This window comes from Kitasatospora sp. NPDC057500, assembly GCF_042802195.1.
Taxonomy (GTDB): domain Bacteria; phylum Actinomycetota; class Actinomycetes; order Streptomycetales; family Streptomycetaceae; genus Kitasatospora.
On the sequence record NZ_JBHVER010000045.1, the window covers coordinates 1 to 20,696 of the forward strand.

Genomic DNA, 20,696 nt, shown 5'->3' on the forward strand with positions numbered 1-20,696 from the left:
GCAGGCTGGGTAGGTCTCGTCTCTATCCCTGCCCTTCACCGCTGCTGGTGGCTTGTCTGGCGTAGGAAGTCGACTCGGCCGACTTCCTACGCCAGGCCCGGTTGTGCGGGCGCCTCTTCCCCTGCCGTCCACCGACCGGTGGACGGCAGGTTCCACCGGGCGGGCGTGTCCTCGACCGGCTCCGGTTGCGGAGGATCGGCGGTATGAATCAACTCCCCGTGCGGATGGCTCGTTGGAGCGCCCGGCATGCCCGGACCGCCATCGCCGGCTGGTTCGCCTTCGTCGTCCTCTGCCTCGGTGCCGGGATCGCCGTCGGCACCAACGAGGCCACCAGCGAGGACTACCGGGTGGGCGAGGCGGGGCGTGCCGAGGCGATGGCCGCCCAAGGAGGCCTGGAACGCAAGCCCGTCGAGCACATCCTCATCCGCCCCGCCTCCGGGCGGCTGGACGCGACCGCCGCGACCGCCGCGGCCCAGGACATCACCACCCGCATGCGCGCACTGCCCGAGGTGGCCGAGGTCGCCGACCCCGTCCGGTCGCAGGACGGCGAGGCGCTCCGGGTCTCCGTGGTCCTCAAGGGGCCCGAACTCCAAGGAAAGAAGAACGTCGTCCCCCTCCTCGACCGGACCGCGAAGGCGCAGGCCGCCCACCCCGGGCTGATCATCGAGGAGACCGGCTCGCCCTCCATCAGCAAGGGCGTCAACGAGCAGCGCGGCGCGGACCTCGCGCTCTCCGAGCGCCTCACCCTCCCGGTGACGCTCGTGACCCTGCTGCTGGTCTTCGGCTCGGTGGTGATGGCCTGCGTGCCGCTCCTGCTGGCGCTCTCCTCGATCGCCGCCGCCCTGGGCCTGTCCATGCTGGTCTCGCACCTGGTCCCCGACGCCGGCGTCGGAACCAACATGATCCTGCTCATCGGACTGGCCGTGGGCGTCGACTACACCCTCTTCCACCTGGAGCGCGAACGCGAGGAGCGGGCCCGCAGCGGCGGGCGGCTCGCGCCGGAGGCGCTGGTGGAGCTGGCGGCAGCCACCGCCGGGCGGGCCGTCGTCGTCTCCGGTCTCGCCGTGATCGTCTCCACCGCAACCCTCTACCTGGCCTCCGACGTCATCTTCTCCTCGCTGGCGACGGGCACCATCCTGGTCGTGGCGGTCGCCGTGGCGAGTTCGCTCACCGTGCTGCCCGCCCTGCTGGTGACGATCGGCCGCCGTGCCGAACGCCGCGCCGAGCGCAGGACCAAGAGCCGGGCGAAGCGCCCGGCGGACGACCCCGGCCGCATCGTCGGCGCCCTGCTCCGCCCCGCGCAGCGGCACCCCGCGCTCACCCTCTGCCTCTCGACCCTCCTCATGCTCGGCCTGGCCGCGCCCGCCCTCGGCCTGCGGCTCGTCGACCCCGGCAAGGACACCTTCTCCCGCGACATCCCCGCGATGCGGGTCCACGACCGCCTCACCCACGCCTTCCCCGAGCTCCTGACCAGGCACGAGGTCGTCACCCGCGCCGCCCCCGGCCAAGCGCCGGAGGTGAAGCGGGCACTGGCCGACCTCGGCCGGCGCACCCAGGCCGACCCGCTGTTCGCCCAAGCCGCCACCGCCGGACCGGTACTGCGCAGCTCCGCCGACGGCCGGATCACCGTGCTGGAGCTGGCCGTCCCCTTCCCCGCCTCCTCCTCCCAGGCGATCGCCTCCCTCGACCACCTCCGCCGGATTCATCTGCCCGCCACCGTCGGCTCGTTGGCCGGAGCTGAGAGCGCGGTGAGCGGGGACGTCGCCCGGGGCCGCGACTACGTGGCGCACGAGCGCGAGACGCTGCCCCTGGTGGTCGGCCTCCTGCTGCTGGCCACCTTCCTGATGACCCTCCGGGCGTTCCGCTCACCGGTCCTCGGGCTGCTCGGCGTCGTCCTCAACCTGCTGTCCGCCGCGGCCTCGTTGGGTCTGCTGGTCGCGGTCTTCCAGGGGACGTGGGCCGAGGGCCTGCTCGCCTTCGACTCGCTCGGCGCGATCGCCTCCCGGGTGCCGCTGTTCCTCTTCGTGATCCTGTTCGGCCTCTCGATGGACTACCAGGTGTTCGTGCTCAGCCGGATCCAGGAGTTCGTGCGCGCCGGGATGCCGGCCCGCGAGGCGGTCCTCGCCGGGATCGGCCGTTCGGCGAGGGTGGTCACCAGCGCGGCGGTGGTGATGGTGACGGTGTTCGGTGCCTTCGTCGCCCTGCACCTCACCGAGATGAAGCAGATGGGCTTCTGCCTGGCCGTGGCCGTGCTGCTGGACGCCGTGGTGGTCCGGCTCATGGTGCTGCCCTCGGCCCTGCTGCTGCTCCGCGACACCGCCTGGTGGCCGCCGCAGCGCCCGCGTCCCCGCTCCCGCCCCCGCCCGCGCTCCCGGCAGACGATCGTAGGCTGACCGTCATGACTCGCCTCCCGCAGTCCGACGACCGGTTCCGGTTGCGCGCGCTCCGCCGTTGGTACGTGGCCGGGTGGGTCGTCCTGGGGATCTCTCCCCCGGTCGTCTCCGTGCTCGACGACCACGGCGCCACCGCCTACTGGTCGATCGGGCTGGCGGCGGCACTGGCCCTCTGCTACGCGGGCGTCGCGGCCCGGCCCGACCGGCCGGTGCTGCGGCCGCGGGCCTTCCTGGGTGTGCTCGTCCTCGGCATGGGGGCACTGGCGCTCGTCCGGGGTGACGGGGCGGCGCTGTTCATCGTCTCCCTTCCCCAGTTCTGGCTGCTCGCCGGGAGCCCGCGCCGGGCGATCGCCCTCAGCGCCGCCGGAGCGGCGGCCACCGTGACCGGCATCGTCCGCCACCAGGCCTGGGACGCCCAGGAGTTCGCATCGGGCAACGTCGTCTTCACGCTGATCGGCTGGCTGGCGGGGGTGCTCGTCGGGCTCGGGGTGGTCCGGATCGTCGAGCAGGGCGACGAGCGCGCCGGCCGGCTGGGCGCCGAACTGGAGGCCGCCCGGCTGCGCCTGGCCGAGGCGCATCGGCTCCAGGGCGCCACCGAGGAGCGCGAGCGGCTCGCCCGGGAGATCCACGACACCCTCGCACAGGGCTTCGCCTCGATCATCGTGCTGGCGGAGGCGGCCGGGTCCAGTCTCGCCGCCGATCCGGGCCGCGCCGCCCAGCAGTTGCTCTCGATCGAGCGGACCGCCAGGGAGAACCTCGCCGAGGCACGCGTACTGGTGGGCTCGGCCCCGCAATCCGGGCTCGCCCCGGGCTCGGTCGCCGGGACCCTGCGCCGGACCCTGGAGCGGTTCACCGAGGACACCGGGCTCCCCGTGGCGGCGGAGCTGGCGGAGGTCGCGTGCGACGGGCCGACCCGGATCGCGCTGCTGCGCTGCACCCAGGAGTCGCTCGCCAACATCCGCAAGCACGCGGCCGCCTCCGAGGTGTCGGTCGTCCTCGGCCCGGTCCGCGACGGCATCGAGCTGGAGATCACCGACGACGGGCAGGGGTTCGTGGTGCGGGACTCGCACGGCTTCGGGCTCAACGGCATGCGCCGGCGGCTCGCCGAACTCGGTGGCGAGCTCACCGTGACCAGCTCGCCCGGTGACGGCACCCGGGTGCTCGCCGCCGTCCCGGCCCACCCGGCCCACGGGCAGGGGTGACGCCATGGGATCCGGAACACGGAAGCTCCGCGTCGTCGTGGTCGACGACCACACCGTGATGCGCGCCGGACTGGTCGCTCTGCTGGCCTCCGAACCGACCGTGGAGATCGTGGGCGAGGGCGGCGACGGCCGGGCGGCCGTCGAACTCGTCGCCCGGCTGCGGCCCGACGTGGCACTGCTGGACCTGCGGATGCCGGTCCTCGACGGTGCGAGCGCCACCGCCGAGATCACCGCCGCCCGATCGGCGACCCGCGTGCTGATCCTGACCACCTACGACACCGATGAGGAGATCGAGCGCGCGGTCGAGTCCGGGGCCATCGGCTACCTGCTCAAGGACACCACGCGCGAGCGGCTCGTCGAAGCCATCCACTCGGCGGCCAGGGGCGAGACCGTGCTGGCCCCCCGGGTCGCCGAACGCCTGGTCGCCCGCCTGCGCCGCCCGGCCCCCGTGGTGTTGACCGCCCGCGAGACGGAGGTGCTGACCGCCGTCGCCGACGGTCTGTCCAACGTGGAGATCGGACGCCGCCTCGTCATCACGGAGGCCACCGTGAAGACCCACCTGCTGCGGATCTTCGCCAAGCTCGACGTCAACGACCGCACCCACGCCGTGGTCACGGCCCTGGACCGCGGCCTCCTGGACCGGCCCTAAGGCGCGTTCGCCCGCCACTCCTCGGCGAGGAGGCCGAGCAGCACCTGGTCCAGGAACTCGCCGAGGACCCAGGCCGAGGAGCGCAGCACGCCCTCGCGGACGAAGCCGTTGCGCTCGGCGGTGCGCAGCATCGCGGTGTTGTCGGCCAGCGTCTCGATCTGGAGCCGCTGGAGGCCGCGCACCGCGAAGCCGTAGTGGCACAGCACCGCGACCACGTCGGTCCCGTAGCCCTTGCCGCGGGTGGACGGCAGCAGGCCGAGGCCGACGTGCGCCGACCGGTTGTGGGTGTCGATGCCCCACAGCGTCGCCGTGCCGACCAGCGTGCCGCCCTCCGACTCCACCACGGAGAAGGAGACATGGGCCTGCTGCGTGTCGTCCCCCACCAGCCGGGGGTCCTTGCTGCCGGGGGAGAACGGCCGCCACGGCCGGCCCTCCGACCGCGCGGAGACGACCACGTCGTCGTAGAGCCCGGCCAGCAGGATGGGGATGTCCTCGTCGTGCCGGGCCCGCAGCCCGATCTTTTCGCCTCGAAGCATGTCGGATTCCTATCTGACGAACCGTCAGCCGGCAAACGAATCAGCCCGCCTCCGCCGCCCGCGTCTTGTGCGCGGCGCCGGCCCGGGGGGATCCGTCGACCGAGAGGCAGATGCCGAAGACGCGGTCATGGCTGGTCCAGCCGTTCACCCGGCCCCGGTTGTTGCTGATCTGCACACGCCTTCTGGCCGGATCGACGGCCGACACCAGGTGCAGGTACACGGCGCCGGCGACCCGGGCCAGCACGATGTCCCCGAGCTCCAGCTTCGTCGGGTCCACCGGCGCGACGACCACCGGCTGCCGGCTGCGGATCAGCGGGACCATCGAGGAGCCGCTCGGCCGGAACTCCACGGTGGCTCCGCCCGCCACCCGGGCTGCCACGCCATCCAGTACGCCCATCCGACGATCCTGGCAGATCCGGCCGGGCTGGAGAACCTAGATCTCCACCCGCCGCCAGCCCTCGCAGCCGCCCGGCTCCACGGGGTCCACGGGCACCGTGGCGAAGTCGTAGCGGACACCGCCGCCGCCGAAGGCCAGCAGCGAGATCGAGGACGAGCCCCAGAGCCGCCCGTCGCCGAACTCGCGGCGCTGGACCAGGGCGGCGGAGTCGTCGAACGCCAGGCCGTCGCCGGTGACGACCGGCAGCCAGTCGCCCCACGCCTCCTCGGCCGTCGCGGGGCCGGGGCGCGGCTCCGGCCGGGGTGCGGCGGCGAAGCGGGCCCGGAAGTGGGCGGCTCGGGCGGCCATCAGGGTGCGGATGTGCTCGGAGGCGGTGCGGCTCTCGGCCAGGCCCTCGGGGCCGTCGTTGAGGACGACGCTCAGGCCGGTCGGCAGCTCCAGCCCGGTGAGCCGACTGCCGCTCCCGCCCCAGCTCAGCACGTGTGCGCCGGTCGGCCGGACGACCACCAGGTGGAACGGGTCGTACCGGTCGAGGTCCAGTTCGTCGACCCGGCCGCCCCGGACGGCGAGCAGCGGCAGCTCGCCGCGCGAGAGCCGGGCCTCCTTCGGTGCCAGGGTGCCGAAACCGTTCAGCAGACACGCCGCGACCGGCCCCGGAGCCTCCGCCCCGCCCGGCTCCACGGCGAGCCACGTCCCGCCCGCGACCAGGTCCAGCCCGCCGACGGCCGACGGCTGCGCGGGCCAGTGCCGGCCGGGCGGGGCCCACCGCCGCCCGGCGTACTCGTCCCGCACCGACAGCAGCAGGACCGGCGCCGCCGCCGCCGGCTCGATGCTCACGAACGCCGTACACACGTCCCGTCCCCCTGACCTCGTCCGACACCACCCTCCCCGCGATCCTCGCACGCCCGTTCGGCAATCGGGAGTCGTGCGAGGTCTTCCGCCCGGCCGCCCGTCCGTGCCACACTCCGCGACGCCGCCCGGCTCGGTCGCCCCGAAGTGGCCCAGGATTTTCGCGCGTGAACGTGCCGGGACAGCGGGCCGCCGGGTTCCTAGGCTGGCAGTCATGACGATCACGAACGACAGCACCGACGCCCCCGTGTCCGCGCCGGCCCAGCGGATCTCGCTGCCCGACCTGGCGCCCGAGTACTACAAGGCGATGTCCGCCGTGGAACGCGCCGCCCGGCAGGGGGTGGATCCGGTCATCGCGGAACTGGTCAAGGTGCACGCCTCGATGATCAACGGCTGCTCGTTCTGCATCGACATGCACTCCACCGACGCCGTCAAGAACGGCGAGCAGCACCACCGCCTGCTCTCCCTCCCCGCCTGGCGCGAGACCTCGTGGTTCACCGCCAAGGAGCGCGCCGCCCTCGCGCTGGCCGAGTCGATTACCCTTCTGACGCAGGGTCATGTGCCGGATGCCGTCTACGACGAGGCCGCCGCGCACTTCGAGCAGGTCGAACTGGCGCAGCTGATCGCACTGATCATCACCATCAACTCCTGGAACCGGATCGGTGTGACCTCCCGCCTCAGCCCGGCCGCGAAGTAAGGGGAACACGCGATGCCGACATCGACGGAGCAGCGGGACAAGGCCCGCCGCCTGCATGAGCTCCACCGCCCCGGCAAGCCGTTGGTGCTGGCCAACGTGTGGGACGCAACGGGTGCCCGGCTGGTCGCGGCCGCCGGGGCGCCGGCCGTGGCCACGGCGAGCGCGAGCGTCAGCTGGGCGCTCGGCAGTGCCGACGGCGACGCCGCCGACCGGGACGAGGTGCTGGCGCAGACGGCGCTGGTGGTCCGCGCCGCCGGGCCGCTGCCGGTCACCGCCGACCTGGAGAGCGGGTTCGCCGACACCGCCGCCGGGGTCGGCGAGACGGTCGCGGCGCTGATCGCCACCGGCGCGGTGGGCGTCAACCTGGAGGACGGCGCCCGGCCCGCCGCCGAGGCCGCGGAGCGGATCGCGGCGGCCCGCGCGGCGGCGGACGCGGCCGGCGTGCCGCTGTTCGTCAACGGCCGGACCGATGTCTTCATGCGGCAGATCGGCGCGCCGGAGGGGCGGTTCGACGAGGCGGTGGCCCGGCTGCGGGCGTACGCCGAGGCGGGCGCGGACGGCCTGTTCGTGCCGGGGGTGGCCGACCCGGCGGTGATCGCCGCGCTGGTCGAGGCCGTGCCGGGGCCGCTGAACGTGCTGGGCGGGCCGGGCCTGCGGTCCGTACCGGAGCTGGCGGCGCTGGGCGTGGCCCGGGTGAGCCTGGGACCGGGCCTGGCGCGGGTGGCGTACGCGGCGGTGCGCCGCGCCGCCGAGGAGGTGTACGCGGACGGAACGTACACCGCGCTCGACGGCGGGCTGGGCTACGTGGAGTTGCAGGGGCTGTACGTCACCGGGTGAGCGGGCCGAGCGTGCCCACCGCGTGGTCGAGCACACTGCCGTTGGCGCAGTGGCTCGGCCCGGCGGCGTGGCTGCCGAGCGCCGGGACGACCGCCACCTCCTGGAGACAGGTGGCGGCGGCGCCGAAGTCCCCGTCGAACAGCGGCGTGGACGGGGACGCGGGCGCGGACGCCGTCGCGGAGGCGAACGCGGGCGCCGGCGCGCCGGCCAGCGCCAGCGCGGCCAGCGCGAGCGCGGCGGGCCGCCGCACGCCGGTCACAGGCCGTGCCCGATCTGGCCGCTGAGACCGGGGTGGGTCAGCTGGCCGGTGCCGATCGCCTCGATCTCGGTGGCGGCCCTGCCGACCAGCGGAAGGTCCCTCGCCTCGTGGATGACGAGGTCGGCGGGGGAGAGGGTGAGCCCGTTGGACAGGCCGCCGAGCGCGTCCGGGGAGGCCGCGGTGGAGGTGGCGGCGGAGGCGGCGGGCACGGCGGCGGCGAGACCGGCCATGGTGAGGGCGGCCAGGGTGGCGAGTTTCTTCATGAACCCCCCAACGACCCGGGCCGCCCTCGGTCACCGCGCCGGGGGGACGGTCACCCGGAGCGTCCGCACGCTGTTGCTGACGAACGACCCGATCGGCTCCGGCGCCGGCCCGTCCGCGAGCGCCAGCCCGGGATGGCGCTCGAACAGCAGCCGCAGCGCCGTCTCCGCCTCCAGCCGGGCGAGCCCGGAGCCGAGGCAGAAGTGCGGGCCGTGCCCGAAGGACAGGTGCCGGTTCGGCTGCCGGGTGACGTCGAAGCGGTCGGCGTCCGGGAAGCGGGCGCCGTCGCGTCCGGCGGCCGCGTACGAGGCGAGCAGCGCCTCGCCCCGCCGGATCAACGCGTCGCCGACCGGGATGTCCTCGGTCGCGTAGCGCAGCGGGAACTGGCCGACCGGCGAGTCCCAGCGCAGCGTCTCCTCGACGACCGCCGACCACGGCACCGTGCCGTCCAGCACCAGCCGCAGCTGCCCGGGGTGGGCGAGCAGGGCGCGGACGGCGTTGGTGATGAGGTTCAGCGTGGTCTCGTGGCCCGCCACCAGCATCAGCAGCAGGGTGCCGACCAGTTCGCTCTCGCTGAGCCGGTCGTCGTCCTCGCGGGCGGCGATCAGGTCGGTGGTGAGGTCGTCGCCGGGCTCGGCCCGCTTGGCGGCCACCACCGAGCCGAGCAGCGCGAACAGCGACCGCTGCGCGGCGACGGCGGCCTCGGGCGTCGCGGAGCTGGAGACCAGGGTGTCGGAGAGCTCGTGCAGCTCGTCCTGCTGCTTGGGCGGCAGGCCGAGCAGCTCGCCTATCACCTGCATCGGCAGCGGGTAGGCGAAGTGCTCGCGCAGGTCGAACGGGCCCTCCAGGCCGGCGATCCGGTCGAGCAGCGCGGTGGCCCTGGCCTCGATGGCGGGCTGCAGGGCGGCTGTCCGGCGCGGGGTGAACGCCTGGGTGACCAGGCCGCGCAGCCGGCGGTGGTCCTCGCCGTCGGCGGTGATCATGCCGGGGACGGTGACGAAGGTGGTCAGCGGCCAGCCCTCGGGCAGCCGGCCCTCCCGGAACGTCGTCCACAGCTGCGGGTCCTTGCCGACCCGGGGGTCGGCGAGCAGCTCCTGGAGGGTGTCGTGGTGGGTCACTGCCCAGACCACCACCCCGCCAGGGAGCTCCACCAGGACCGCCGGGCCGGCTTCCCGGAGGCGGGCGTTCTCCCCGTGCTGGTCGCGTCCGAGGACGTCGAGCCGGACGGGTCCGGGTCGGTCGTCACCGGGTCCACCGGGTCCACCGAATCCGGGACGGGGGTCGTGTCCTGCTCTTCCGGTATCTGCGGCGGTGTCCATGCGGAGGGCCTTTCGAGGGCTGGCTGGCGGGGCGGGGTGAAGGCGCTGTAGAGCACCGGAAGGCTGACCAGGGCGCGCGACCAGGGGGACGGGCGCCAGGCCAGCTCATGGGCCGGCACGGCCAGTTGGAGGTCCGGCAGCCGGTGCAGCAGGGTCTCGACGGCGGTCTCGACGATGATCCGGGCCGGGTGCTGGGCCGGGCAGACGTGCTTGCCCGCGCCCCACGCCAGGTGCGCCCGGTTGCCGCCGAGCACGGCGTGCCCGAGCGCGCCGGGCCCCTGGGCGGCCGGGTCCGCGTTGGCCGCGGCCAGGCCGAGCACCAGCATGTCGCCCTCGCTGATGTACTGGCCGCCGAGCACGGTGTCGCCGGTGGCCCAGCGGCCGGGGAAGTTCTGCGTCGGCGGGTCGCGCCAGAGCACCTCCTCCAGCGCGTCGGCCACGGTCAGCCGGCCGCCGGTGAGGGTGGCCCGGAAGCGGCGGTCGGTGAGCAGCAGCCGCAGCGTGTTGCCGGTCCAGCAGATGGTGGTCTCGTTGCCGGCGACCATCATCACCACCAGGTGGTGCACCGCCTCCTCGTCGGTCAGCGCGGCCGGGTGGGCCAGCAGCCAGGAGGTGAGGTCGGCACTGGGCGTGGCCCGGCGACGCTGCACCAGGTCCACCAGGACCGCCTGGAACTCCTGGTTGGCGCGCACCGATTCGGCGCCGCTGTCGGCGATGTGGCTGATCAGCCGGATGAGGTGCGGACCGGCGTCGGCGGGCAGGCCGAGCAGCTGGGTGAAGACCAGCAGCGGCAGCCGGCGCGCGTACTGGGCGACCAGGTCGGCGGTGCCGTCCGGGCCCCAGCTGTCGATCAGCGCGTTGGCGGAGCTCTCGGTGGTCCCGCGCAGCTGCCGGTGGTCGATCTGGGCGAGCGTGTCGGCGACGGCGGCGCGCAGCCGCTGGTGCTCGGCGCCGTCCAGGTTGAGCAGGGTGGGGCGCCAGGAGGTCATCGGCTGGAGCCGCGAGTCGGGGGCGAGCCGGCCCTCGGCGGGCACCCGCCAGCGGCGCGAGTCCTTGGAGAACAGCGCCTCGTTGCGGGTGAGTTCGAGCAGCTCGGGGTAGCCGAGGACGAGCCAGGCCTCGACGCCGGGCTCCAGTTCGATCGGCGCCACCGGACCGTACTGGGCGCGCAGCCGGGCGTACAGGCCGTGCGGGTCCTCGGCGACGGCGGCGCCGTACAGCGGGGTGAGCGGCACCCCGACGGGCAGCCCGCCGGGCAGCGTCCCGCGGTGGGCGGTGGCGGCCGGGCCTGTGGCGGCGGCCGTGCCGCCCGCATGGGCGGGGCACCCCGGCGGCGGGACGGCGGCCGTGCCGGCGGGGTCGGGAAGGGTCATCGCTCCAGCTCCAGGACGGAGGTGCGGTGCAGGTGGTCGACGAAGTCGATCAGCAGGTCGTACGCCGCCCGCCGGTCCCGCGCGTCGCAGAACAGGATCGGCGCCCCGGGCAGCAGGTCCAGCGCGGCGCGGATCTCCTCCTCCGGGTAGCCCGGAGTGTCCGGGAAGGTGTTGACCGCGACGGCGAACGGGATCCGCTGCTCCTCCAGCCGGCCGAGCACGTCGAAGCTCTCGTCCGGGCGGCGCAGGTCGACCATGGCGATCGCGCCGAGCGCGCCGCGCGACAGGTCGTCCCAGAGCGGCCAGAACCGCTGCTGGCCGGGCGTGCCGAACAGGTACAGCGCGAGCCGCCGGTTGAGCGTGATCCGGCCGAAGTCCAGTGCCACCGTGGTGGTGGTCTTGCCGCCGAGCCCGGTGAGGTCGTCCACACCGGCGCTCGCCGCCGTCATGGTCTCCTCGGTGCGCAGCGGGGTGATCTCGCTCAGCGAGCCGACCAGGGTGGTCTTGCCGACCCCGAACGGGCCGGTGACCAGGATCTTCACCGCGCCCTGGACGGACGACGGCAGGTACTGCGGCTCGGCGGGCGGGCCGAGCGGCACGGCGGCCGGCGGGTCGGCGAGCGGCTCAGCGGAGTTGGCGGAGGCCAACGAGCACCTCTTCCAGGAGAGTGGTGGGCAGGCGCTCGGCCTGCGGGACGGGCGGGAGCACCTGGACGGCGCCGAGGTCCCAGAGATCGCCGACCAGCACCTTGACGACGCCGAGTGGCAGCCCCAGGTGGGCCGCCACCTCGGCGATCGACAGCAGGCTGCGGCAGAGCTGGACGATGCGCTGGTGCTCACGGTTGAGCAGCGCGTCGTCGGGCAGTTCGGGCTGCTCCGGTAAGGCGCTGACCAGGCTCTCCAGTGCCAGCTCGGGGCGGGTGGAGCGGCTGCGGCCGCCGGTGATGACGTAGGGGCGGACCGGGCCGCCGCTCACCGGTGGCCCCCCGCCGCCAGGTCGGCGCGCGGCGGGCTGGTGAGATGGGTGCCGATCCGCTCCACGAGGACCTGCATCTGGTAGGCGACCAGGCCGGCGTCGACGGCCTCGCCGGTCACCACGGCCAGGTGGGCGCCGGCGCCGGCGGCGACGATGAAGAGGTAGCCGCCGCCGTACTCGATGATGATCTGCCGGGTGGCGCTGTGGTGACCCCCGAAACCCTGGGCGACGCCGCGGGCCAGCGACTGCAGGCCGGAGCAGGCGGCGGCGAGGCGCTCGGCGTCCTCGCGGACGATGCCCTCGCTGCGCCCGATCTCCAGGCCGTCGTTGGACACCACGACGGCGTGCTGGACCTCGGGGACGTTGATGATGTCGGCGAGCAGCCAGCCGAGGTCAGGGGTGGTGGTCATGGAACTCTCCGGAGCACTGGGGAAGCTGGGGGGAAGTGGGAAGGGAAGGGTCGTGCGGGGCGGGGGCCGGGGAGTGGCCCGAGGGGTGGGAACCGCCCTGGTCCGGGCCGAACGGGCCGCGGGGGCGTTCCGTCCGGTCCTGCTGCCGGTCGTCCGCCGCGGCCCGGGCCTGGTACGCCGACCGGGCCTGGTACGCCGTCTGGGCCTGGGAGTTGGCCTGGGCGGCGGAGCGGCCGCTGGCGGTGCCGGCCTGGAACATCGACATGAACGCCTGCGCCTGCTGCGCCGAGCGGTACGGCGGAGCCGGCGGCGGGGCGGCGGCGTTGGCCGCGTGCCGGGTGGCGGCGCGGCCGCGCCGGTGGCTGCGGCGGGGCAGCGGCGGCGGGGTGGCGCCGGACGATGCGGGGCCGTCCGTCGGTGACCCGCCGGCCGGGGGGGCGGGGGGCGGAGCCGGGGCGGGCGGGGTCGCGGCCGACGGGGCGGAAGCCGGTGGGTAGCCGGCGGGCGAGGGGTACACGGGCGGGTAGCCGGAGGCCCGCGCCGGGTCGTACGGGCCGGCCGGGCCCTGTCCGGAGCGGGTCGGCCCCGCGCCGTACCCGGTGCCCCGGCCCGTTCCGGCCGGCGGCGGACCGGGGCGGCGCCGGCCGCCCCCGAACACCGCGTCGTCCACGCCCAGGCCGGGCACGGTCGGCGGCAGCGGTTCGGTGAGCAGCGCGTTCGGCAGCAGCACCACGACCCGCACCCCGCCGTACGGCGAGGGCGCGGAGCTGAGCGTGACCCGGAACCCGTACTGCTCGGCGAGCCGGCCGACCGCCGCCAGGCCGAGCTGCGGCACCTCGCCGAGGCGGGAGATCTCCACCGTGGAGCCGCCGGCCAGGGCGGCGGAGGCCTTGGCGACGGCCTGCTCGGGCATGCCGACGCCGCCGTCGTCGATCTCGATGACGGCGCCGTTGTGCACGGGCATGAGGGTGACGAACACCTGGGTGCTGGGCGGGGAGTAGCGGGTGGCGTTGTCCAGCAGTTCGGCCACCGCGTGGATCAGCGCCTCGGCGGCCGCGCCGACCACCGCGGTCTCGATCCGGCTGCGGATCATCACCCGCTGGAAGGGCAGGATGCGCGACTGGGCGCCGCGGACGACGTCCTCCAGCGAGACCGGCTCGGGCCAGTGCCTCCCGGCCCTGGCGCCGCAGAGCACGGCCAGCGTCTGGGCGAGGCGGGCCTGTTGGGCGGCGGCGTGGTCGGCCTTGAGCAGGCCCTCCAGCAGGGCCGGGTCGTCGTGGGTGCGCTCCATCTCGTCCAGCAGGGCCTGCTGGTCGTGCGCCATCACGAGGATCCGGCGGGCCACGCTGAGGAAGGCCCGCTGGGTGGAGGCGGTGAGTTCCTGTTCGTGCTGGACGGCGGCCAGTTCGGCGTTGCGGCGGGAGAGTTCGGCGTCGAGCCGGCCCCGGAGGGCGGCGATCTCGCGCTGCCGCTCGGCGGCCCGGTGGCGTTGGACGGCGGCGACCGCACGGTAGCGGACGGCGGCCACGAGGGCGAGGACGGCGAGCACGCCTGTTGCCGTTGCGCACCACTGAGTCATCGTCACGCGGCGAATTCTAGGGTGATGATCCTACGAAGGTGTGAACGGATCTCGCCAAGTGACCGGATCTCGTCGAAATCCTGTCAATACCGCGTCAATCCTCCCTGCTTCGGACTCGATCGGACGGTCCGTGGACCCCCGATCGCCGTCCCACCAGCACCGCTAGTGCACAGCCGACAATCTGTGCAACAGCAGCAACGCGACATCGTCCGGGCGCGAACGCCGTTCGGTGACGTTCAGGGTGAGCAGATCGGCCAGTCGCTCCAGCGCCGGACCCGGCTCCACCCGCACCGGACCGGCGTTGCGCGCCCACAGCTCCAGGCCGCCGAGCATCCGCTGCACCGACTCGTCGTAGTCCTCCTCGCGGTCCTCCACCAGGCCGTCGGTGTAGACGAGCAGCGTCTCGCCGGGTGGCAGGTGCTCCACCGCCAGCGGGTACGGCCGGTCCGGGGCGACGCCCAACGGCGGGCCGCCGGGAAGGTCCAGCTCCACCGCCCGGGCGTCCTCGGTGACCCGGACCGGGGCCGGGTGCCCGGCGCGGGCGGCCCGCAGGGTGCCGTCGGCCGGGTCGAGGGTGAGGTAGAGGCAGGTGGCGAACAGCTCGGTGTCCAGCTCGGCGAGCAGCCGGCTGGTGCGGGCCAGCGTGGCGGCCGGGTCGTGCCCGTCGGTCGCGTAGGCACGCAGACCGCTGCGCAGCTGCCCCATCACCGCCGTGGCCTCGGCGTTGTGGCCCTGGACGTCGCCGATCACCAGGCCGATCCGGCCGTCCGGCAGCCGCAGCAGGTCGTACCAGTCGCCGCCGATCTGCATGCCCTCGGTGCTCGGCAGGTAGCGGGCGGCGCTGGCGATCCCGGGCAGCCGGGGCAGGGTGCGCGGCAGCATCGCGCGCTGCAGCTCGGTGGCCCGGTGGTGGTGGGTGTCGTAGAGGCGGGCCCGTTCCAGGGACTGCGCCAGGATGCCGGCGAAGGCGGAGTAGAGGGTGCGGTCCTCGCGGCTGAAGACGCGCTCGGTGGCGAAGGTGATCAGGCAGGAGCCGACCTGCCGCCCGGAGGCGACCAGCGGCAGCACCGCCCAGGCGGCCGGGGCGAGCGGGCCGCCGGCGCCGGTGGCCGCCCCCTGTGGCCGCCCGCGCCCCCGCCCCCGCCGGGCCGGCTCGCTGAACAGCGGGGCCGAGCGGGCCAGCGCGCGCTGCATCACGCCCTCCGACAGGTCGGCCAGCCGGGTCAGCTCGGTGCGCAGGGGCCCGCCGTAGACGGTGTGCGCGACGGGCAGCAGCCGGCCCTCGTCGACCAGGTCCAGCACGATGCTGGCCGCCCCGAAGGCGGGCCGGGCGATGTCGGTGACGGCCGTGGTGACGTCCCGCACGGTGACCGCCCGGGACAGCGCCCGGGTGAGCGCCAGCAGCAGCGCCGACCGGGCCCCGGCGGCGGACGTCCCGCCGGCGGACGCCCCGTTCACCGTCGTCCCGTTCGCCACCGCCCCGTCGACGGCCGTCCCGTCGACGGCCCTCCCGTTGGCGGCCCCTGCGGCCCGGCCGGCATGGACGACGACCGGGTGTTCGTCGAGGGCCCGCCCGTGGTCGAGGTCGGCGATCAGCCCGGAGATCCGGACCGGCCGGCGGTGCACGTCCAGCATCACCTCGCCGGTCTCCTCGATCCGGATCACCCCGCCGCCCGCGCGCGGCACCCGGTAGCGGATCCGGTACGGCCCTCCGGTGGCGAGCGCCTCGGCGAGCGCGGCCTGGACGTCCGGCAGGTCCTCGGGGTGGACGACGAGGTCGAGGTCGGGCGCGGGGGCCGGACCGCCGTCCGGCGGCGCGGGCCGGCCGACCAGCCGGAGCGCCTGGGCGTCCCAGTGGGTCTCGCCGGTGACCAGGTCGCGCTCGAAGGCGCCGTGCCCGGCGGCGCGGACGGCGAGCGAGAGCAGCGGGTGGGCCGTTCCGGCGGCCGGGTCGCCGCAGGGGACGGGCCCCGGGCGCACCCCGTTCGGCGCGGCGGCGCGGCGGTGCGGGGCGAGCGGCGACCCGGCGTGCTCCAGCAGGTACGCCAGCCGGTGCGCGCAGGCGTCCGCGAGGGTCTCCAGCACGTCCAGGTCGCGCCGCGGGACGATGCCCCGGTGGGCGAGCGCGAGGGCCAGCACGCCGATCGGCCGCTCGTCGACGACCATCGGCAGGGTGACGACGGCGACCATCCCGGTGCCCATCCCGGTGTTCCGGTTCGGGTAGTCGACGCTGGTGCGTTCGGGGCTCAGCAGATAGGGGCGGCGCAGTTTCAGCGCCATCGCGGCGGGCAGCTCACTGGCCGGGTCGACCACGCTGTAGCGCTCGTGGGCCCAGTCGGGCAGGCCGTGGGAGGCGGAGAGCCGGAGCATGCCGCCGGGGTCGAGCAGGTAGAGCGCCGAGCCCTCGCCGGTGATCCAGCCGGGGCCCTCGGCGAGCACGGTGCCGAGCAGTTCGGCGGCGCTGGTGCAGCCGAGCAATAAGCGGACGCAGCGCATGGCACTGCGCGCGGTGGGGCTGCTGCGCGGGTCCACGGGACGGCCGGCCTCTCCGGTTCCTTATGGGGCAGTTAATTCTTAATACCTTATTTCTTAAGTGGGTGAAGCGTGGGGCGAACGGCGGGTCCCGGTGCACCGGGTTTCCCCGGTGTGCGAGCACCCCTGCCGGGTCCGGTACCCTTCTCCGTACGACGTCCCGCCGCACCGGCGGGGTCGTGCGGTACGGGGCTATAGCTCAGACGGTTAGAGCGCTTCCCTGATAAGGAAGAGGCCACAGGTTCAAGTCCTGTTAGCCCCACACCACCACGAAGGGCCCGGAGCATCCCGCTCCGGGCCCTTCGGCGTTCCCGCGTCCGGCTGCCGCGCCGCTCAGGGGCGGGGCCAGCCGCGCAGGCCCGCGGTCAGCACGGTGATCATGCGCTCCTGGGTCTCCCCGAGGTCCTCGGCGAGCTGGAAGGCGCCGCCGGTCGACAGCGCGGCGAAGCCGTGGGCCAGCGAGCGGAAGGTGCGGGCGGCGTGGATCGCCTCGGAGCCTTCGAGACCGTACTCGCGCAGCACCGCGACGATCACCCCGACCAGCCGGCCGGCCGCCGCGGCCAGGTCGGCGTCCGGCTGCGGCGCCTGCGGCAGGGCGCCGTAGCGGTGCGGGTGCTCGGTGGCGTACGCGTGGTAGGCGCGCAGGACGGCGGCGACCGCCGCGTCCCCGCCGCGGCCGAGCGCCGCTTCGGCCAGCCGGTCGGCCAGCTCCTCGGTGACCCGGACGGCCACCAGCCGGCGCAGTTCGGCCAGGCCGCCGCTGACGTGCTTGTACAGCGAGGGGGTGGCGACCCCGGCGCGGCCGGCCACGGCGGCCAGGGTGAGGGCCTCGGGGCCCTGCTCGTCGATGAGGGCGAGGGCGTGGCCGACGACCTGCTCGGGGGTCAGTCCGACTCGGGGCACAGCGGTTCTCCTGGGGGTGGGTGGGCGACGGCGTCCGGACCGCTCAGGCCAGGTCGGCGAGGAAGGACAGCAGGGCGTCGGCGGTGGCCCGCGGGTGGTCGGCCATCGGGTAGTGCCCGGCGCCCTCGATCATCACCTTGCGCGCGTTCAGCGCGGCGGCCTGCCGGTCGGCGACCAGCTCCGGCTTCCCGAAGTCGGGGTCCTTCGAGCCCATCACGACCAGCGCCGGGCAGCGCACCGCGGCGGTCCAGCCGACGGGCGACGAGTCGCCGCGCACATGGCCGCGGGTGGCGGTCTTCCGGCCCGGGGTGCGCATCGCGGCGACCAGCCCGGCCACGTACTCCTCGTGGTCGGCGGGCTTGGGCCCCGGGTAGGCCACCTTCCGGTGGTAGAGGCCCCAGAACGCGGGCGAGTGCACCACCAGCGCGCCCATCGCGCCGACCGCCAGCCGCTGGAGCGCGCCGGCCGGGACGTTCTCGACGAAGGCGTCCAGCAGGACGATGCCGGCCACCCGCCCGGGGGCGTCCCCGGCGGCCTTGACGACGCTGGCGCCGGTGTACGAGCTGCCCGCCAGCACGGCCCGGTCGATGCCCAGGTGGTCCAGCAGGGCGAGGACGTCGCCGGCGATCGCGGCGGGGGAGTAGTCGTCCCAGAGGATCGAGGACTCGCCGAAGCCGCGCAGGTCCATGGTGACCACCCGGCGGCCGGCGGCGGTCAGCAGCGGGCGCAGGTGGCGGTAGGCGGCCCGGCTGTCGAGCATCCCGGGGAGCAGGACGACCGGGGCGCCCTCGCCGTGCTCGGTGTCGTCGAAGGCGATCCGGCCGCCGGGCAGGTCGAGGTGGCGGGTGACGGGGGCGAGGGTGCCGTTCATGGGGAGCCTCCTGGGAGCGGGATCGTCGGCCGAGCGCCGATAGCCATAAAGCTAAGGCTAATAGCCTTAGCCGTCAAGCTATGGGCTCTGACAGCCAGTGGCCCGCCCGCCCGCGGAGGCTGGTCAGACCCCTTCCACCTTGAACGGGTCGTGCTCGGTCAGCAGCTTGTCCAGCCGCGCCTGGTCGACCCGGGTCACCAGCTCGGTGGTCTCCTGCCGGTCCCGGACCACCTTGGAGAGGGTGAACGTGGAGGTGATCGTGTAGAGCAGGCCGAGGGCGAGGAACGCCCGGGTCCACGGCTCCACCGGGAGGAAGGCGATCCCGACGCCGAGGGCGGTGCAGGAGAGGGCGAAGGACAGCACGGCCTGGATGTAGTACGCGGCCGTGGTGCGGGACTGCATCGGTGTGCTCATGGCGCCAGGATGGCCGCGCCGGGCCCGGCCGCACATGAGTAGCGGTACTCAAGTGAGGGGCCGTTCGTTGACGTCCTGACACGTTCGGTAGTGTCAGTTGTCATCAAACGTCCCAAAACGCCCATCGGGCCGCGTGGTGCCCGATCCGTATCCCGCCGTCACCAACGGATGGCTTGGAATCGGGGGGCTCTCGGATTAACGTTTGATAACGCAGCGCGGTCCGCAACGCCGTACCAGACGGCACCGTGCGCCGTCGCCTAATCCCGCCGGCCGGCCTCCGGGCAGGCCAGGGAGCCGGGGAACCACGTTCCTTGGGGTGAATCGGCCAGGCCCAGGCCCAGCCGTAGGAGACCTTCCTGCTCCGAACCCGTCAGCTAACCCGGTAGGCGCGAAGGAAGGAAAGGAGCGCGCCTCCGTGGCGTCGACGCACACCCCGGCACACCCGTCCGGTACCCAGCTGCTCGATCACCCGGCTCCGTTCACCGGGCAGGGCCCGTTCGGCGGCCCCGCCGACGAGACCGCCCCGCCGGCCGCCGAGACCAGCCGGCACCGGATGCCCCGTCAGGGCCGCGGCACCGCTCCGCTGCTCGGCGTCACCGCCGTCGCCGCCACCCTGGGCGCCACCGGCTTCGCCTCCGCCACCCCGGCCGCGGCGCCCGCCGTCGAGGCGCCCGACGAGCAGCCGGTCGCGCTCTCCGCCGACCCCGGCCTCGCCCTCGCCGCCCGCATCCAGCAGCAGGCCGACAGCCAGCGCACCGCGGCCGAGGAGAGCGCCCGCGTCCAGGCCGCCCAGGAGGCCGAGGCCAAGCGCGCCGCCCAGATCGCCCAGCAGGAGCAGGCCAAGCGCGCCGCCGAGGAGGCCGAGAAGGCCAAGCTCGCCGCCATCAAGCTCCCGGTGAAGGACTACCGGCTCTCCGCCCACTACGGCCAGAGCGCCCGCTACTGGGCGAAACTGCACACCGGCCTGGACTTCGCCGCCGACCAGGGCGAGCCCGTCTACGCGGTCGGCCAGGGCACCATCACCTCGGCGGGCTGGGCCGGCGCCTACGGCTACCGGATCGTCGAGACCCTGCCCGACGGCACCGAGATCTGGTACTGCCACCTCTCCTCGATCATCAAGGGCTCCGGAAAGGTCGTCCCCGGCCAGCAGATCGGCAAGGTCGGCGCGACCGGCAACGTCACCGGCGCCCACCTGCACGTCGAGGTCCGCCCCGGCGGCGGCGCCCCCGTCGACCCGGAGAGCTGGTTCGAGCAGCGCGGCGTCACCTTCTGACGCATCCGCCGGCACGACGAGGGGCCCCGGTCGACCGGCCGGGGCCCCCGCGCGTTCCTACTCCCCGTCCCCGACGGGCTCCAGCCCCGCCAGATAGGCGTCGATCTCCGCCTGCCCCGGCTCCGGCGCCAGCTCCGGGAACTCCTCCACCAGCAGCCGCGGCAGCCCCGGAACCGTCCACGCGCCGGCCAGCTCCAGCGCCGCCCGGACCGCGGCCTCCTCGAACGCCCCGAAGTCCCCGGCCAGCTCGTCCGGCATCGGCCGGCCCAGCGCCGTCAGCTCCGCCAGGTTCCGGTAGCTGCGCTCCATCAGCCCCTGCTCCAGCAGCCGCCGCGCCCCGTCGGTGGCCATCCCGACCGCCAGCGTCCGGGCCCCGCCGTCCCAGCCCCCGTCGTCCACCGGGTCCAGTGCTCCGTCCGCCTCCAGCGCCTCGAACGCCGCCGAGCGCTCCTGCGCCGGCAGCTCCCGGAACCCCTCCAGCCAGGCCCGCACCGCCGACTCGTCACCGGTGTCCACCCCGGCCGCGCGCAGCAGCAGCGTGTACAGCCGGGGCCAGGTCACCAGGTCCGCCCGGCGCAGCAGCCCGGCCGCCAGCTCGCCCTGCCACTCGGCCTCGGCGTGCAGCCGCTGCTGCCGCTTGGCGTTCAGCCGCTTCGCCGCCCGCTGGTGGTCGACCAGCAGCCGCACCGCCGCGCCGTACGCCAGCGGGTCCTGGCCCGGCTCCGGCTGGACGTACAGGTGGATGCGCTCGTACAGCAGGTGCTCCACCGCGGCGGAGGTCAGTTCGGGCCAGCCGTCGTGCATCCTGCCGCCGCCCAGCTCCAGCAGCGCCAGCACCGCGCGCAGCGGGGCCCCGGCGACCGGCTCGCGGCCCTCGGCCTCCGCCCAGGCGAGCAGTTCGGCGGCCTTGGTGCGCGGGGCGAGCCGCAGGTCTTCGTCTTCCATAACCACGAACCGTAACCGCTGG

At 74.7% G+C, this 20,696-nt stretch carries 22 protein-coding genes, 1 tRNA gene and 1 riboswitch; of the genes, 7 read left to right on the top strand and 16 right to left on the bottom strand.

Translation table 11 applies throughout. The features are described 5' to 3' along the window. Positions 1–203: 203 nt before the first annotated feature. Genes ACFU74_RS12840 through ACFU74_RS12850 form a run of 3 tightly spaced genes read left to right on the top strand, consistent with a single transcriptional unit; the run spans position 204 to position 4,244 of the window. Complete coding sequence (locus ACFU74_RS12840) at positions 204–2,393, top strand: MMPL family transporter (RefSeq protein ID WP_380755682.1); 2,190 nt, start codon at positions 204–206, stop codon at positions 2,391–2,393. A 5-nt stretch (positions 2,394–2,398) separates the two neighbouring features. After that, on the top strand, positions 2,399–3,595 hold the full coding sequence (locus tag ACFU74_RS12845) for a sensor histidine kinase (protein WP_380755683.1): 1,197 nt from the start codon (positions 2,399–2,401) through the stop codon (positions 3,593–3,595). Between the two features lie 4 nt (positions 3,596–3,599). After that, positions 3,600–4,244 (top strand): response regulator, encoded by a 645-nt coding sequence (locus ACFU74_RS12850; protein ID WP_380755685.1) that lies wholly within the window; start codon positions 3,600–3,602, stop codon positions 4,242–4,244. Here ACFU74_RS12850 and ACFU74_RS12855 read toward each other — a convergent pair. The 3 genes from ACFU74_RS12855 to ACFU74_RS12865 are packed head-to-tail and all read right to left on the bottom strand — an operon-like array spanning position 4,241 to position 6,014. Further along, a complete protein-coding gene (locus ACFU74_RS12855; RefSeq protein ID WP_380755686.1) occupies positions 4,241–4,780 on the bottom strand; it encodes a GNAT family N-acetyltransferase in 540 nt (179 codons plus the stop codon). The two genes, ACFU74_RS12850 and ACFU74_RS12855, sit on opposite strands and share 4 nt — an antisense overlap. Before the next feature lie 40 nt (positions 4,781–4,820). Continuing rightward, on the bottom strand, positions 4,821–5,177 hold the full coding sequence (locus ACFU74_RS12860; protein WP_380755688.1) for a S26 family signal peptidase: 357 nt from the start codon (positions 5,175–5,177) through the stop codon (positions 4,821–4,823). 36 nt (positions 5,178–5,213) lie between these two features. Further along, positions 5,214–6,014, bottom strand: a complete 801-nt coding sequence (locus tag ACFU74_RS12865; RefSeq protein ID WP_380755690.1) for an NRDE family protein — start codon at positions 6,012–6,014, stop codon at positions 5,214–5,216. 226 nt (positions 6,015–6,240) lie between these two features. Here ACFU74_RS12865 and ACFU74_RS12870 point away from each other — a divergent pair, with 226 nt between their 5' ends. Together ACFU74_RS12870 and ACFU74_RS12875 are read left to right on the top strand one after the other, a co-directional pair. Further along, on the top strand, positions 6,241–6,723 hold the full coding sequence (locus ACFU74_RS12870; RefSeq protein ID WP_380755692.1) for a carboxymuconolactone decarboxylase family protein: 483 nt from the start codon (positions 6,241–6,243) through the stop codon (positions 6,721–6,723). Between the two features lie 12 nt (positions 6,724–6,735). Beyond that, entirely contained in the window at positions 6,736–7,560 is an 825-nt protein-coding gene (locus ACFU74_RS12875) for an isocitrate lyase/phosphoenolpyruvate mutase family protein (RefSeq protein WP_380755694.1), read from the top strand. On the opposite strand, the gene ACFU74_RS12880 is transcribed toward ACFU74_RS12875, so the two are convergent. The 9 genes from ACFU74_RS12880 to ACFU74_RS12920 all read right to left on the bottom strand — a co-directional run bounded on the left by ACFU74_RS12880 (position 7,550) and on the right by ACFU74_RS12920 (position 16,268). Continuing rightward, a complete protein-coding gene (locus ACFU74_RS12880; protein WP_380755696.1) occupies positions 7,550–7,819 on the bottom strand; it encodes a hypothetical protein in 270 nt (89 codons plus the stop codon). The two genes, ACFU74_RS12875 and ACFU74_RS12880, sit on opposite strands and share 11 nt — an antisense overlap. Beyond that, entirely contained in the window at positions 7,816–8,082 is a 267-nt protein-coding gene (locus ACFU74_RS12885; protein WP_380755698.1) for a hypothetical protein, read from the bottom strand. Before ACFU74_RS12885 ends, ACFU74_RS12880 begins: the two co-directional genes overlap by 4 nt. 30 nt (positions 8,083–8,112) lie before the next feature. Continuing rightward, entirely contained in the window at positions 8,113–9,198 is a 1,086-nt protein-coding gene (locus tag ACFU74_RS12890; RefSeq protein WP_380755699.1) for a cytochrome P450, read from the bottom strand. After that, positions 9,195–10,772 carry a cytochrome P450 gene (locus ACFU74_RS12895; RefSeq protein ID WP_380755701.1) on the bottom strand — a complete coding sequence of 526 codons (1,578 nt, stop codon included), beginning with the start codon at positions 10,770–10,772 and terminating at the stop codon, positions 9,195–9,197. Before ACFU74_RS12895 ends, ACFU74_RS12890 begins: the two co-directional genes overlap by 4 nt. Continuing rightward, a complete protein-coding gene (locus tag ACFU74_RS12900; RefSeq protein WP_380755740.1) occupies positions 10,769–11,371 on the bottom strand; it encodes an ATP/GTP-binding protein in 603 nt (200 codons plus the stop codon). The genes ACFU74_RS12895 and ACFU74_RS12900 overlap by 4 nt, the downstream gene beginning before the upstream one ends. Before the next feature lie 25 nt (positions 11,372–11,396). Further along, complete coding sequence (locus tag ACFU74_RS12905; protein ID WP_380755703.1) at positions 11,397–11,747, bottom strand: DUF742 domain-containing protein; 351 nt, start codon at positions 11,745–11,747, stop codon at positions 11,397–11,399. Then, complete coding sequence (locus ACFU74_RS12910; protein ID WP_376086659.1) at positions 11,744–12,157, bottom strand: roadblock/LC7 domain-containing protein; 414 nt, start codon at positions 12,155–12,157, stop codon at positions 11,744–11,746. The genes ACFU74_RS12905 and ACFU74_RS12910 overlap by 4 nt, the downstream gene beginning before the upstream one ends. After that, entirely contained in the window at positions 12,141–13,736 is a 1,596-nt protein-coding gene (locus ACFU74_RS12915) for an ATP-binding protein (RefSeq protein ID WP_380755742.1), read from the bottom strand. Before ACFU74_RS12915 ends, ACFU74_RS12910 begins: the two co-directional genes overlap by 17 nt. A gap of 162 nt (positions 13,737–13,898) precedes the next feature. Continuing rightward, the gene (locus ACFU74_RS12920) at positions 13,899–16,268 is read right to left on the bottom strand and encodes a SpoIIE family protein phosphatase (RefSeq protein ID WP_380755705.1); all 2,370 of its coding nucleotides are present in this window, start codon (positions 16,266–16,268) and stop codon (positions 13,899–13,901) included. A gap of 188 nt (positions 16,269–16,456) precedes the next feature. Between ACFU74_RS12920 and ACFU74_RS12925 the strand changes: the two genes are divergently transcribed. Then, positions 16,457–16,530 (top strand) — tRNA-Ile (locus ACFU74_RS12925). A 71-nt stretch (positions 16,531–16,601) separates the two neighbouring features. On the opposite strand, the gene ACFU74_RS12930 is transcribed toward ACFU74_RS12925, so the two are convergent. The 3 genes from ACFU74_RS12930 to ACFU74_RS12940 form a co-directional block, all read right to left on the bottom strand. Then, positions 16,602–17,171, bottom strand: a complete 570-nt coding sequence (locus tag ACFU74_RS12930) for a TetR/AcrR family transcriptional regulator (protein WP_380755707.1) — start codon at positions 17,169–17,171, stop codon at positions 16,602–16,604. 43 nt (positions 17,172–17,214) lie between these two features. Next, complete coding sequence (locus ACFU74_RS12935; RefSeq protein ID WP_380755709.1) at positions 17,215–18,042, bottom strand: alpha/beta fold hydrolase; 828 nt, start codon at positions 18,040–18,042, stop codon at positions 17,215–17,217. 123 nt (positions 18,043–18,165) lie between these two features. Next, positions 18,166–18,456 (bottom strand): YiaA/YiaB family inner membrane protein, encoded by a 291-nt coding sequence (locus tag ACFU74_RS12940; RefSeq protein ID WP_380755711.1) that lies wholly within the window; start codon positions 18,454–18,456, stop codon positions 18,166–18,168. A 244-nt stretch (positions 18,457–18,700) separates the two neighbouring features. After that, positions 18,701–18,859: riboswitch (cyclic di-AMP (ydaO/yuaA leader) on the top strand. Between the two features lie 12 nt (positions 18,860–18,871). Here ACFU74_RS12940 and ACFU74_RS12945 point away from each other — a divergent pair. Further along, the gene (locus ACFU74_RS12945) at positions 18,872–19,729 is read left to right on the top strand and encodes a M23 family metallopeptidase (protein ID WP_380755713.1); all 858 of its coding nucleotides are present in this window, start codon (positions 18,872–18,874) and stop codon (positions 19,727–19,729) included. 57 nt (positions 19,730–19,786) lie between these two features. Here the strand turns inward: ACFU74_RS12945 and ACFU74_RS12950 are convergent, their stop codons facing one another. Continuing rightward, the gene (locus ACFU74_RS12950) at positions 19,787–20,674 is read right to left on the bottom strand and encodes a hypothetical protein (protein WP_380755714.1); all 888 of its coding nucleotides are present in this window, start codon (positions 20,672–20,674) and stop codon (positions 19,787–19,789) included. Between the last annotated feature and the right edge of the window lie 22 nt (positions 20,675–20,696).

Excerpts from the sequence above, each read along its gene's own strand:
- ACFU74_RS12840 (WP_380755682.1), top strand. The coding sequence starts at position 204 with ATGAATCAACTCCCCGTGCGGATGGCTCGTTGGAGCGCCCGGCATGCC.
- ACFU74_RS12845 (WP_380755683.1), top strand. The coding sequence starts at position 2,399 with ATGACTCGCCTCCCGCAGTCCGACGACCGGTTCCGGTTGCGCGCGCTC.
- ACFU74_RS12850 (WP_380755685.1), top strand. The coding sequence starts at position 3,600 with ATGGGATCCGGAACACGGAAGCTCCGCGTCGTCGTGGTCGACGACCAC.
- ACFU74_RS12855 (WP_380755686.1), bottom strand. The coding sequence starts at position 4,780 with ATGCTTCGAGGCGAAAAGATCGGGCTGCGGGCCCGGCACGACGAGGAC.
- ACFU74_RS12860 (WP_380755688.1), bottom strand. The coding sequence starts at position 5,177 with ATGGGCGTACTGGATGGCGTGGCAGCCCGGGTGGCGGGCGGAGCCACC.
- ACFU74_RS12870 (WP_380755692.1), top strand. The coding sequence starts at position 6,241 with ATGACGATCACGAACGACAGCACCGACGCCCCCGTGTCCGCGCCGGCC.
- ACFU74_RS12875 (WP_380755694.1), top strand. The coding sequence starts at position 6,736 with ATGCCGACATCGACGGAGCAGCGGGACAAGGCCCGCCGCCTGCATGAG.
- ACFU74_RS12885 (WP_380755698.1), bottom strand. The coding sequence starts at position 8,082 with ATGAAGAAACTCGCCACCCTGGCCGCCCTCACCATGGCCGGTCTCGCC.
- ACFU74_RS12895 (WP_380755701.1), bottom strand. The coding sequence starts at position 10,772 with ATGACCCTTCCCGACCCCGCCGGCACGGCCGCCGTCCCGCCGCCGGGG.
- ACFU74_RS12910 (WP_376086659.1), bottom strand. The coding sequence starts at position 12,157 with ATGACCACCACCCCTGACCTCGGCTGGCTGCTCGCCGACATCATCAAC.
- ACFU74_RS12915 (WP_380755742.1), bottom strand. The coding sequence starts at position 13,736 with ATGACTCAGTGGTGCGCAACGGCAACAGGCGTGCTCGCCGTCCTCGCC.
- ACFU74_RS12935 (WP_380755709.1), bottom strand. The coding sequence starts at position 18,042 with ATGAACGGCACCCTCGCCCCCGTCACCCGCCACCTCGACCTGCCCGGC.
- ACFU74_RS12940 (WP_380755711.1), bottom strand. The coding sequence starts at position 18,456 with ATGAGCACACCGATGCAGTCCCGCACCACGGCCGCGTACTACATCCAG.
- ACFU74_RS12950 (WP_380755714.1), bottom strand. The coding sequence starts at position 20,674 with ATGGAAGACGAAGACCTGCGGCTCGCCCCGCGCACCAAGGCCGCCGAA.